Origin of the sequence: Trujillonella endophytica, from assembly GCF_900110555.1 — a bacterium.
In the GTDB taxonomy this organism is placed as follows: domain Bacteria; phylum Actinomycetota; class Actinomycetes; order Mycobacteriales; family Geodermatophilaceae; genus Trujillonella; species Trujillonella endophytica.
Window position 1 is genome coordinate 169,343 of record NZ_FOEE01000010.1, and the last position, 11,519, is coordinate 180,861.

The 11,519-nt window shown below is 75.0% G+C and carries 13 protein-coding genes; 9 read left to right on the plus strand and 4 right to left on the minus strand.

The features are described from left to right. Nucleotides 1-26 precede the first annotated feature (26 nt). The 4 genes from BMY88_RS16425 to BMY88_RS16440 are packed head-to-tail and all read left to right on the plus strand — an operon-like array spanning nt 27 to nt 4,415. Complete coding sequence (locus tag BMY88_RS16425; RefSeq protein WP_211435685.1) at nt 27-1,190, plus strand: acyl-CoA dehydrogenase family protein; 1,164 nt, start codon at nt 27-29, stop codon at nt 1,188-1,190. Further along, the gene (locus tag BMY88_RS16430; RefSeq protein WP_091945810.1) at nt 1,187-2,146 is read left to right on the plus strand and encodes an acyl-CoA dehydrogenase family protein; all 960 of its coding nucleotides are present in this window, start codon (nt 1,187-1,189) and stop codon (nt 2,144-2,146) included. Before BMY88_RS16425 ends, BMY88_RS16430 begins: the two co-directional genes overlap by 4 nt. Then, nucleotides 2,143-3,345, plus strand: coding sequence for an acyl-CoA dehydrogenase family protein (locus BMY88_RS16435; RefSeq protein WP_091945813.1), 1,203 nt, complete (start codon nt 2,143-2,145; stop codon nt 3,343-3,345). The genes BMY88_RS16430 and BMY88_RS16435 overlap by 4 nt, the downstream gene beginning before the upstream one ends. Beyond that, the gene (locus BMY88_RS16440) at nt 3,342-4,415 is read left to right on the plus strand and encodes an acyl-CoA dehydrogenase family protein (RefSeq protein WP_091945817.1); all 1,074 of its coding nucleotides are present in this window, start codon (nt 3,342-3,344) and stop codon (nt 4,413-4,415) included. The genes BMY88_RS16435 and BMY88_RS16440 overlap by 4 nt, the downstream gene beginning before the upstream one ends. A 13-nt stretch (nt 4,416-4,428) precedes the next feature. Here the strand turns inward: BMY88_RS16440 and BMY88_RS16445 are convergent, their stop codons facing one another. After that, a complete protein-coding gene (locus BMY88_RS16445) occupies nt 4,429-4,617 on the minus strand; it encodes a ferredoxin (protein WP_091945820.1) in 189 nt (62 codons plus the stop codon). Between the two features lie 20 nt (nt 4,618-4,637). Beyond that, nucleotides 4,638-5,447 (minus strand): SDR family NAD(P)-dependent oxidoreductase, encoded by an 810-nt coding sequence (locus BMY88_RS16450; RefSeq protein ID WP_244524726.1) that lies wholly within the window; start codon nt 5,445-5,447, stop codon nt 4,638-4,640. Between the two features lie 170 nt (nt 5,448-5,617). Here BMY88_RS16450 and BMY88_RS16455 point away from each other — a divergent pair, with 170 nt between their 5' ends. Further along, nucleotides 5,618-7,324: an N-acyl-D-amino-acid deacylase family protein gene (locus BMY88_RS16455; protein ID WP_091945825.1), complete on the plus strand. Its 1,707-nt coding sequence runs from the start codon at nt 5,618-5,620 to the stop codon at nt 7,322-7,324. Between the two features lie 6 nt (nt 7,325-7,330). Here BMY88_RS16455 and BMY88_RS16460 read toward each other — a convergent pair whose 3' ends face one another. Then, complete coding sequence (locus tag BMY88_RS16460; protein WP_091945828.1) at nt 7,331-8,200, minus strand: alpha/beta fold hydrolase; 870 nt, start codon at nt 8,198-8,200, stop codon at nt 7,331-7,333. A 111-nt stretch (nt 8,201-8,311) separates the two neighbouring features. Here BMY88_RS16460 and BMY88_RS16465 point away from each other — a divergent pair, with 111 nt between their 5' ends. From BMY88_RS16465 to BMY88_RS16475, 3 genes are read left to right on the plus strand one after another with little or no spacing between them, the layout of a single operon-like run. Next, entirely contained in the window at nt 8,312-9,499 is a 1,188-nt protein-coding gene (locus BMY88_RS16465) for a thiolase family protein (protein ID WP_091945894.1), read from the plus strand. Nucleotides 9,500-9,510: 11 nt separating this feature from the next. Then, complete coding sequence (locus BMY88_RS16470) at nt 9,511-10,287, plus strand: enoyl-CoA hydratase/isomerase family protein (protein WP_091945831.1); 777 nt, start codon at nt 9,511-9,513, stop codon at nt 10,285-10,287. Between the two features lie 34 nt (nt 10,288-10,321). Further along, nucleotides 10,322-10,849 (plus strand): DoxX family protein, encoded by a 528-nt coding sequence (locus tag BMY88_RS16475; protein WP_091945834.1) that lies wholly within the window; start codon nt 10,322-10,324, stop codon nt 10,847-10,849. A gap of 43 nt (nt 10,850-10,892) precedes the next feature. Here BMY88_RS16475 and BMY88_RS23905 read toward each other — a convergent pair whose 3' ends face one another. After that, complete coding sequence (locus tag BMY88_RS23905; protein ID WP_170861144.1) at nt 10,893-11,036, minus strand: hypothetical protein; 144 nt, start codon at nt 11,034-11,036, stop codon at nt 10,893-10,895. A 217-nt stretch (nt 11,037-11,253) separates the two neighbouring features. Between BMY88_RS23905 and BMY88_RS16480 the strand changes: the two genes are divergently transcribed. Continuing rightward, on the plus strand, nt 11,254-11,519 hold a 266-nt coding region (locus BMY88_RS16480; protein WP_139220503.1), incomplete at its 3' end, for a helix-turn-helix domain-containing protein.

The window sequence follows — 11,519 nt, forward strand, 5'->3', positions numbered from 1 at the left end:
ACCGACCCGAGGAGCTGAGTCGACAGGTGGCATCCGGCCTGGACTTCGAGATGGGCCCGGCGGCGACGACGCTCCGGGAGGAGCTGCGCGCCCTCGTGGCCGAGGAGGTGCCCGCCGGCTACCTCGGCGCGTTCACCGACGACCCGGCCGACCTCGCGGTCGCGCAGCGGTTCTGCGGGGTGCTCGCCGAGCGGGGCCTGCTGTGCCTGGCCTGGCCGGCGGAGTACGGCGGGCGGGACGCCTCGGTGTGGGAGCAGGCGGTGGTGCGCGAGGAGATGTGGGCCGCGCACGAGCCGCGCGGCGCGCAGTACATGGGCGTCAACTGGGTCGGCCCGACGATCATGCGGCACGGGACGCCGGAGCAGAAGGCGCAGCACCTGCCGCCGATCGCCCGCGGCGAGGTGATCTGGTGCCAGGGGTTCAGCGAGCCCGAGGCCGGCTCCGACCTCGCCTCGCTGCGGACGGCGGCCCGGCCCGACGGCGACACCTGGCGGATCAGCGGCCAGAAGGTGTGGACCTCCTACGCGACCATGGCGCAGTGGTGCTTCCTGCTGGCGCGCACCTCGCGGGAGGAGCGCCGGCAGCAGGGGCTCACCGTCTTCCTCGTGCCGATGACCAACCCCGGCATCGAGGTCCGGCCCATCCGCAGCATGCTCGGCCCGCACCACCTCAACGAGGTCTTCCTCGACGACGTCGTCGTCGACGCCGCGAACGTGCTGGGCGCCGTCGGCGACGGGTGGCGGGTGGTGCAGGAGGTGCTCGCGTTCGAGCGCGTCGGCATCGCCCGCTACGCCCGCTGCGAGCGGCTGCTGGAGACGGCGCCGGCGCTGCTCGGGCAGGCGTGGGAGGAGCTCGCCGGCGAGCTGCGCGGCCGGTGGGCCCGGATACTCGTCCAGTGCCGCCGCGCGCGGCTGCTCGCCTACCGCGTGCTGGCCTTGCAGAGCGAGGGCCGGGTGACCCCCGGCGACTCGGCGGCCTACCGGATCGCGGTCACCCGGCTGGACCAGGACGTCGCCGAGGTGCTCACCGAGATTGTCGCCGCAGCGCCCCTCGACGGCGCCGAGGGGGAGGAGTTCCGGGCCGAGGTGGAGGACCACTGGCGCTACTCCCAGGCGTCCACCGTCTCCTCGGGCGCGATCGACGTCCAACGGGTGCTGCTGGCCCGCGCGCTGCTGCCGGCGGCGTCGTGAACACCGACCTGAGCCCGGAGGCGACCGAGTTCGGCCGCGAGGTGCTGCGCGCGCTGGAGGCGGCCGGCGGTGACGCCCTGGTCCAGCAGGCGGAGGCCGACCCCGACCGGCGACAGACCGTGGCCGCCGCGCTCGCGGACCTCGGCGTCTGGGAGCTCGACCCCCGCGGGGACGGCGACGAGCTCGAGGCGGCCGCCGCCGTCGCGCGCAGCTGCGGCTCCTGGGCGGTGCCCTATCCGGTCGCCGAGCGGTTGGCCCGGCCGCCCGACGCCGACGGGCTGGTCCTCGTCGACGAGGCCCGGCCCCAGGCGGCGGTCGCCGGGCTCGGCCTGCGCTGGGCCGCCGTCACGCTCGACGGCCGGCGCGGCCCCGCCGTCCCCCGGGAAGCCACCGCGCCGCCCCGGACGACGGCCTTCGTCACCGGCCTGGACCTGGGCCCGCTGGACGACGGCGGCGCCGGCGACCGGGCGGGCGAGGTCGCCCTCGCGCTCGCGCTCCCGTGCTGGACGCTGCTCGGCATGCTCGACCGGGCGCTGGCGCTCACCCGGGAGCACGTGCTCCGGCGGACGCAGTTCGGCCGGCCGCTGGCGGCGCTGCAGGGCGTGCAGTTCCAGGTCGCCGACGCCGAGGTGGAGCGCGCCGGCGTCGAGGTGCTCGCCCGGTACGCGCTGTGGAGCATCGCCACCGGCCGCCCCGAGGCGGTCGCGGACGCACTCGCCCTCCGGTCGGCGGCGATCGACGCGGCCGACGTCGTCTTCCGGGTGGCCCACCAGCTGCACGGAGCCTCCGGCTTCTGCGACGAGACGCAGGTGTCGTGGCTGTCGCGCTACAGCCTGCCGCTGCGGCGGCTGCCGTTCGGCCCGACGGCCACCCGCGAGCGGCTCACCCGCGCGCTGGGCCGGCGCGGGCTGCCGGGTCCCTACGGCGCCGCCGCGGCGCTCGGGGGCGTCCGGTGAGCGGGCCGGTCGACCTCGACGCCTTCCGCGCGACCGTCCGCGACTGGTGCCGCGCCCACGTGCCGCCGCGGTGGCGCGAGGAGCAGACGGGGGTCTCCGGCGAGGCCTACGTGCGCTTCCAGCAGGCGTGGTTCGCCGAGCTGCGCGGCGCCGGGTACGCCGTGCCGCACTGGCCTGCCGAGTGGGGCGGCGGGATGTCCGTCGCCGAGCAGGTGGTGCTCTACCAGGAGCTGGCCGCCGCCGACGCGCCGCGGCTGGTGCTCGCCTTCGTCTCCCTGCACCACGCCGCCGCGACCCTGCTCGAGGCGGGCACCGACGAGCAGCGCGCGCGGCACCTGCCGGCGATCCTGGACGGCGAGATCTGGGTGCAGGGCTTCTCCGAGCCCGAGGCCGGCTCCGACCTGGCGAGCCTGCGCACCACTGCCCGCCGGGAGGGCGACGAGTTCGTCGTCAACGGGCAGAAGATCTGGGCCAGCGGCGGCATGCACGCCGACTGGTGCCTGCTGCTGGCCCGCACCGACCCGCAGGCGCCCAAGCGTCGGGGCATCTCCTACTTCCTGATGGACATGCGCTCGCCCGGGGTCGACGTGCGCCCCATCCGGCAGGCGACCGGCGAGTCGCACTTCTGCGAGGTCTTCCTGACCGACGTCCGCATCCCGGCCACGCAGCTGGTCGGCCCCGAGAACGCCGGCTGGCAGGTCGCCCAGGCCACGCTGAGCACCGAGCGAGGCATGACGATGCTGGAGCTGGCGGAAAGGCTGGGCAACGCCGGGTTCCGCTGGCTGGTGGCGGCCTGCACGCGACCGGGTCCGGACGGCCTGCGGCCGATCGACGACGGCGCGGTGGCCGACCGGCTGGCCGCGCTGGAGACCGAGATCGTCGGGCTGCGGGCGCTGTGCCGGGACTTCGTCGACCGGTCGGAGGCCGGGCGGGCCGGCCCGGCCGACGCGTCGGTGGTCAAGCTGTTCTACAGCGAGCTGCTGCAGCGGACCATGGACTTCGGCACCCAGGTCACCGGCCTGGCCTCGCACACCCACCTGCAGAAACCGCTGTCCAGCGGGTGGGAGTCCGGCGCGTGGATGCTCGACTTCCTCGGCTCGTGGGAGTGGACGATCCCCGGTGGGGCGAGCGAGATCCAGCGCACGATCATCGCCGAGCGCGGCCTCGGCCTGCCCCGGGAGCCGGTGATGGGCTCGTGACCGACCTCGCCGAGCTGCACGAGGACCTGCGCGCGGTGGCGCGCGAGCTGCTCGCGGCCGGCCGGCCGGACGCCGGCGTGGACTGGGAGGAGCTGGTCCGGGCCGGCTGGACCGGCATGGAGGTGCCCGAGGAGCTCGACGGCGCCGGCGCCACCCTCGCGGAGGTGGCGGTCGTCTGCGAGGAGCTGGGCCGCGCCGCGGCCCGCACCCCGTACCTGGGGTCGGTCGTGCTCGCCGTCGGCGCGCTCGCGCGGACGGCGGGGTGCGCCGGCCGCGACGAGCTGCTCCGCGACGTCGCCTCGGGGGAGACGGGGATCGCGGTCGCCCTCGACGGGGCGCTGAGCGGAGCGGCCGGGCCCTCCTTCCGGCTGGTGGAGGGGGCGGGCGGGCTGCGGCTGCACGGCCGGGCCGGCTTCGTGCCCGACGTGGCCGACGCCGCGCGCCTGCTGGTCCCGGCGGCGGCTCCGGACGGCGGCGTGGTGCTGGTCGCGCTGGACGCCGCGACGCCCGGGCTCACCGTGACCGCGCAACCGGTGCTCGATGCGACCCGCGCGCTCGGCGGGCTGACCGCCGACGGCGTGCCGGTCGGCGACGGGACGGTGTGGCGGGCCGCCGGCGACGGGGAGGCCGCGCTGCGGGCGCTGCTGGACCGGGCCGCGCTCGCCGTGGCGTGCGACAGCCTCGGGGTGGCCGGGGCGATGCTCGACCGCACGGTGGCCTACGTCGGCGTGCGCGAGCAGTTCGGCCGGGCGATCGGCTCGTTCCAGGCGGTCAAGCACGCCTGCGCCGACATGCTGGTGCAGATCACCGTGGCCCGGCAGCTGGTCGGGCTCGCGGTGCGGGCTGTGGTGGCCGAGGACGCCGACGCCGGTGCCGCCGTCGCCCGGGCCAAGGCCTACGCGGGCGAGGCGGCGGTCGCGGTCGCCGGCAAGGCGATGCAGCTGCACGGCGGGATCGGCTACACCTGGGAGAGCGGCGTCCACCTGTTCCTCAAGCGGGCGGCCCTGAACCGGTCGCTGTTCGGCTCGCCGGCGGAGCACCGCCGGGCGCTGGCGGCGCGCCTCGGCTGAGCCGGCCGCCGGCTCAGGACACGAGGATGGCCCGCTCGGGGCAGTTCTCCGCCGCCTCGGTGGCGGCGGCCTCGAGTCCGGGGGGCACGACGTCGACGAGGACGTGGCCGTGGCCCTCCTCGTCGAGCCCGAACACCTCGGGGCAGATCTCCCAGCACCGGGCGTGCCCCTGGCAGCGCTCCGGGTCCACGTCGACCTTCACGGCGTCTCCTCCTCGAACGGTCAGAACGTCGCCGACAGCGCCCACGGGCCTTCGGCGAAGGGGCGGCCGAGCGACTCCATGCTGTAGGTGATCACCCCGGTGCGTTCGCCGGGGGCGGTCGTGCACAGGGCCAGGGCGGCCTCGGCCATCGCGTCGTCGGGCTCCACCGGGGCGTTGTCGGGGGTGTGCGGGGAGACCACGGCGACGCCCGGGGTCATGACCAGGCCCGAGGTGCCCAGCGCGTTGACGTTCACGCCGGTGCCCGCGACCTCGGCCGCCAGCCCGGTGGTCAGCCGGTCGAGGGCGACCTTGCACATGCCGTACGGCGTGCAGCCGTCGCTGGCCCAGTCCGGATAGGGCGGTCCCTTGGGGTGCCGCGCCTGCTTGGAGGTGATGTTGAGGACCCATCCGTGGCCGCGCTCGACCATGCCCGGGACGGCGAGCTGGCACAGCCGGAACGGCGTGTGGACCATCAGCTGGAACATCAGGTGGTAGCGCCGCATCGGGATCTGCAGCAGCGGGCCGTAGAAGTTGACGCCCGCGTTGTTGACCAGCGTGTCGACCGGGGCGCCCATCGTCTCCTCGGCCCGGACGACGACCGTCTCCACGGCCGCGGGGTCGGTCAGGTCGGCGGTCACGATCTCGGCGCGGCCACCGGCGGCACGGATGCGCTCGGCCACCTCGGCGGTGGAGCCGGGCAGGACCGACGTCCCGGGCTCCGCCGTCCGTGCGACGAGGGCGATCGCGGCGCCCTCGGCCGCGAGCCGCTCGGCGATCCGTTCGCCGATGCCGCGGCTGGCGCCCGTGACGATCGCGACCCGGCCGTCCATCGATCCCACGGACCCTCCCCGGCGCTCGACTCCCCGGCGGTCGACACCGGCCCGGCGACCCTAGCAAGTAAACGCACACTCAGGGACCGTGGCGATCGAGGGGCGCCGGTCGCTACGGTGGTGAGCGAACGCTCAATTGGCGCGCGGGGCGCGGGAAGAGGTGGTCGGCCATGCACGACGTCGTCGTCCGGGGTGGAGAGGTCGTCGACGGCACCGGTGCTGCGCCGCGGCGCGCGGACGTGGCCATCGACGGCGACCGCGTGACCGAGGTCGGGGAGGTGGCCGGGCGGGGGCGTCGCGAGCTCGACGCGAGCGGGCGGCTGGTCACGCCGGGCTTCGTCGACGTGCACACCCATCTGGACGCGCAGCTGTTCTGGGACGCCGCCGCCACCCCCAGCTGCTACCACGGGGTCACGACCGTCGTCCTGGGCAACTGCGGCGTCACCTTCGCCCCGGTCCGCCCGGGCCAGGAGACCTACCTGGCCGGGATGATGGAGTCGGTCGAGGACATCCCCGCCGACACGATCATGGCCGGGCTCGACTGGGGCTGGGAGACCTACGGGGACTACCTGCGCGCCCTCGGCGGCCGCGCCCTCGGGGTGAACGCCGGCGGCCTGATCGGGCACAGCGCGCTGCGGCACTACGTGATGGGCGAGCGCGGGATCGACGAGGCGCCGGCCACCGCGGACGACGTCGCCGCCATGACCCGGGTCGTGGCCGAGGCGATGGACGCCGGAGCGCTGGGCTTCTCGACCTCCCGGACCTTCCTGCACACCGTGCCCGACGGCCGTGCCATCCCGGGCACCTACGCCGACACCGCCGAGCTGTCGGCCATCGCCGGCGTGCTGGCCGAGCGCCGCCGGGGCACGTTCCAGGTGGTGCCGCGGCTGGGCGAGCGGGACGGCACGACGCGGCAGAACTCGGTGGCCGAGATGGCGTGGATGGAGGAGGTCGGCCGGGCCTCCGGGCGACCCGTGGCCTTCTCGATCATGCAGAGCGACCGGCGGCCCGACCTGTGGTCGTGGGTGATGGACGAGGTCGCGGCGGCGCGCGGCCGCGGGGCGGACCTGCGGCCGATGACGGCGGTGCGCGGCAGCGCGATCGTCTACGGCCTGGCCGGCCGGACGCCGTGGGACGCGCTGCCGGCCTGGGCGGAGCTGATGGCCCGGCCGGTCCCGGAGCGGCTGGCCGCGGTCCGGGACGAGGCGTGCCGGCGCCGGCTGGTCGAGGAGGCCGAGGCGCCGATCGAGCTGTCGGGGCCGCTCGCGCCCAAGGACCCGGCCAAGATCTACCTGATGCCCCCGGGGTCGGCCGCCTACGACGTCTCGGCCGGCAACAGCCTGGCAGCGGAGGCCGCGCGCCGGGGCGTCGGGGCGGCCGAGGCGCTCCTGCTGTTCCTCGCCGAGACCGACGGGCTGGGGCTCCTCTACTACCCGGTGCTCAACCAGGACCTGGCCGCGGTCGAGGAGATGATCACCAATCCGGACGTCGTCATCGGGGTGGCCGACGCCGGCGCGCACGTCGCGCTCACCATGGACGCGGGCAACTCGACGTTCTTCCTCCGGCACTGGGTGCGCGAGAAGGGCACGTTCGAGATCGGCCCCGCGATCCGGAAGCTGACGTCGGAGGCGGCCGCCCTGTTCGGCCTCGCCGGGCGCGGGGTCCTGGCCCCCGGCGCCTACGCCGACGTCAACGTGCTCGACCTCGACCGGCTCGACATGGACATCCCGGCCATGGTCGACGACCTGCCGCTGGGCGCCGGCCGCTACGTGCAGCGGGCCCGTGGCTATGACTACACGCTGGTCAACGGCGCGGTGCTGATCGACCACGACGAGGTGACCGGGGAGCGGGCCGGCCGGGTCGTCACGCCGGGCTGAGGCCCTTCAGGCGAGGACGCCGTCCGCCCAGTCCTGGAGCTGGGGGACCAGCAGCGGCCAGCGGACGAACAGCCCGCCCGCCTCGCCGCGGTTGCGGGCGGTCTGGCGCTCGCGCCACTCCTGGTCGCCCCACGGCGGCTCGACCAGCCGGGCGGCCGGCAGCACCTCGGCGACGCGCTCGGACGTCGCCCGCGGGTGGTTCAGGTCGCTCGCGCCGCTGCGGAACACCAGCGTCGGGACGTCGAAGGCGCGGGCGTCGGCGGCCGACAGCCCGGGGACCACCTCGTCCTCGCACGGGCAGTAGGCGAGCATCCAGCGCTGCATCGACTCGACGAAGGCGGGCACGTCCTGGTCGAGGATCCGCTGCCGGTTGGCGGGGTTGCGCTCGATCGCCTCGGCCCACTGGGGGAGCGCGGCGACCGCCGCCATCCCGTCGTCCCAGGCCGCCCGGGCCGACGGCGCGCAGTAGTAGGCGCCGAGTTGCAGCAGGCCGTACACGCCGCCGCTGATCCACCACACGGCAAGGGCAGCGGTGACGTCGCGGTGCCTCGCGGCGGCGAGCATCGACACGCGGGCACCCCCGGAGCCGCCGGCGATCACGGTGGGCCCGAGGTCGAGGTGCCGGATCAGCCCGGCGAGGACGTCGGCCTGCATCTGCGACTCCGAGTCGCCGGTGAAGCAGACGTCGGAGGCGCCGGTGTTGGGTCGGTCCCACAGGAGCACCCGGTTGCCCCGCTCGGCCAGGGCCGCGGCCAGCTCGGACAGGCCCGGGTCGTCCTTGCTGAACCGCCCGCCCGGGGTGATCACCCACGGCCGACCGGAGTCGCCGATCAGGTCGTAGGCGATGGTCAGACCGTCGATGTTTGCTGACGCCACGGGCCGGAGGCTACGGTACGAACGTCGCGAACACTCACTCACTTGGCGTGGGCGGTCGGGGCTGCCGGGAGCCGGTGGGAGGCCATCGGCCGGATCGAGGGAGTGCACCCGATGAGCTCTGACGCGGTGATCGTCGCGGGCGCCCGGACGGCCGTGGGAACGGCGTTCAAGGGCTCGCTGGTGAACGTGGACGCCATGGAACTGGCGACGGCGACGGTGGCCGAGGCGGTACGCCGGTCGGGCCTGGACGGCGAGCTGTTCGACGACGTCGTGCTGGGGGAGTCCCTCTACGGCGGCGGCGCCATCGCGCGGTACGCCGCGATCGAGGCCGGCCTGGTGAACGCCCCGGGCATCGCGCACAACCGGCACTGCGCCTCGGGGCTCGCCGCGGTGCAGACGGCCGCGTCCTCGATCCGCGCCGGCATGGATCGGGTGGTCGTCGCCGGCGGCGTGCAGTCGTCGTCCACCGCGCCGCGGTCTGCCTGGCGGGTGCCCGGTACGCAGGACTGGGAGGAGGACTGGCTCGCGCCGAGCCACCGGGAGACCGCGGACGCGCCGATCCGGGACATGACGATCACGGTCGGCTGGAACGCGGCGAAGAAGGCGGGGATCTCCCGGGAGGAGATGGACGCCTGGGCGCTGCGCAGCCACCAGCGCGCGATCGCCGGCATCGACGCGGGCAGCTTCGCCGACGAGATCTTCGCCCTGCCGGTTACCCGCCCGGACGGGACGACCGGCACCTTCGAGGTCGACGAGCACCCGCGGCGCGGCAGCACCCTGGAGAAGCTTGCGTCGCTCAAGCCGCTGCACCCGGAGATCGAGGGCTTCTCGATCACCGCGGGCAACTCGGCGGGGGTCAACGACGGGGCTGCGGCCGTGGTCGTTGCCGACCGCGCCGTCGCCGACCGGCAGGGCCTGGAGGCGCTGGCCGTCGTCCGCGCGTGGGCGTCGGTGGGCGTTCCCCCGGCGGAGACGGGGCTCGGCCCGATCGCGGTGATCCCGAAGGTCCTGGACCGGGCCGGGCTCTCGATCGCCGACGTCGACCTGTGGGAGATCAACGAGGCGTTCGCCTCGGTGCCGATCGCGGCGGTGAAGGCGCTCGGGCTCGACGACGGGATCGTCAACGTGCTCGGCAGCGGCTGCAGCATCGGCCACCCTGTGGCGACCACCGGCACCCGGATGGTGCTGACGCTGATCCACGAGCTGCGCCGGCGTGGTGGCGGTGTCGCGGTCGCGGCGATGTGCGCCGGCGGTGGCATGGCCTCGGCGGTCGTCCTCGACGTGCCGGCCCCGGCCTGAGCGCCGTCCGCATGTCCGACGTGCTGACCGTGGAGGTCGACGGGCCCGTCCGCGTCGTCGTCCTGAACCGGCCGGAGGCGCTCAACGCGATCGACCGGGAGCTGCACCGGGAGCTGGCCCAGGTGTGGCGCCGGCTCGCGGCCGATCGCGAGGCGCGGGCGGTGGTGCTCACCGGCGCCGGGCGGGCGTTCAGCGCCGGGGGCGACCTCGACTGGATCGCCTCGTTCGCGCAGGACCACGTCGCGCGGGACGACAGCCTCCGCGAGACGGGCGAGATCGTCGACGAGATGCTCCGGTTCCCGCTGCCGGTGGTGGCGGCGGTGAACGGGCCGGCGGTGGGGCTGGGGTGCAGCGTCGCGCTGCTGTGCGACGTCGTGTTGATCTCCGAGACGGCGTCGATGGCCGATCCGCACGTGCCGGTCGGGCTGGTGCCCGGGGACGGCGGCGCCGCGTTCTGGCCGCTGCTCACCCCGCTCATGCGGTCGCGGGAGTACCTGCTGACCGGCGAGCGGATCCCGGCGGCCACCGCGGTCGAGCTCGGCCTGGCCACCCGCACCGTGCCGCCCGGCGAGCTCATGGCCGAGGCCCGCCGGGTGGCGGCGAGGATGGCGGCCGCGCCGGCGCACGCCGTCCAGGGGGCCAAACAGGTGCTCAACATGCACCTGATGGGTGCACTTCCCGTGTTGCACGCCGGGATCGCGGCCGAGCGGGCCACCATGCAGACCGCGGACCACCAGGACCGCGTGCAGGAACTCCGGCGCCGGGCAACGGAGCCGCGGCCGTCCTGACCACTGGGACCCGACCATCGCGAGGAGCAGACGAGTGGACTCGGCTCTGGATCTCGGCCTCTTCATCGTCCGGCTGGCGCTGGGGCCGATGCTGATCCTGCACGGCTACAACAAGGTGTTCGGCTCCGGTGGGCTCGAGGGGACGACGCGGTGGTTCGCCGGGCTCGGCCTCAAGCCCGCCTGGCTGCACGCGCGGATCGCGCCGGTCAACGAGATCGGCGCCGGCCTGCTGCTGACCCTCGGCCTGCTCACCCCGCTGGCGTGCGCCGCCTTCGTCGGGCTGATGACCGTGGCGAGCCTGACCGACCACCGGGGCAAGGGCTACTTCGTGTTCAAGGGCGGCTGGGAGTACACGCTGCTCGTCGGCATGGTCGCGGTCGGGCTGGCGGCGATGGGGCCCGGGGACTGGTCGCTCGACCACGCGTTCGGCTGGGAGCCGCAGGGCTGGGGCTGGGCGCTCGGGGCCGCCGTGGTCGGCGTGGTCGCCGCGGCCGGGCTGCTCGCGGTCAGCTACCGGCCGGAGAAGAAGGACGCCGAGCCGGTGCCCGCGTCGGAGCCCTGAGCCGGCGGCCGGGATCGTCGGCGTCCGCGTCGTCCGGGCACGATCAGGACTTCTTCTTCTTGCCGCCCTTCTTGCCGAGCTCGCTCTGGGCGGACGAACTCGTCCGCGGGTTCTTCCTGCCCTCCTTCTTCGCCTTGGCGTTGGCCTTCTTCGCCGTGGCGCTGCCCTTGCCGCTCTTCTCGGCCATGCCGACCTCCGGTTCCGGGCGCCGTCCCGGGCGGACGGCGCGGAGCGCTGGCCCTACCCGGGGCGGACCGGCAGGAACACGGAGCCGCGGCAGGGCGGCAGGGAGGGAGATGCGGTGCCCCCGGCAGTGTCCTGGCTCAAGACATCCCGGACAGATGTCTCGAGACATACCGGACTGATGTCCCAGGTCATCCCGGACAGCCGGTCGAGGCTCGGCCATGTCCAAAGCCCGACTGGTCATCACCGCGATCGAGGTCGAGGGCCGGACGGCGGCTGAGGTCGTCGCCGCCTATGGCGTCTCCCGGTCATGGCTCTACGAGCTGCTCAAGCGCTACCGAGCCGAGGGTGAGGCCGCCTTCGCGCCGCGCTCCCGACGGCCCCACAAGTCACCGCGCGCCACGCCACCGGCGACCATCGAGCTGGTCCTGCAACTACGCAAGCAGCTGCGCGACACCGGACTGGACGCCGGCGCCGACACCATCGG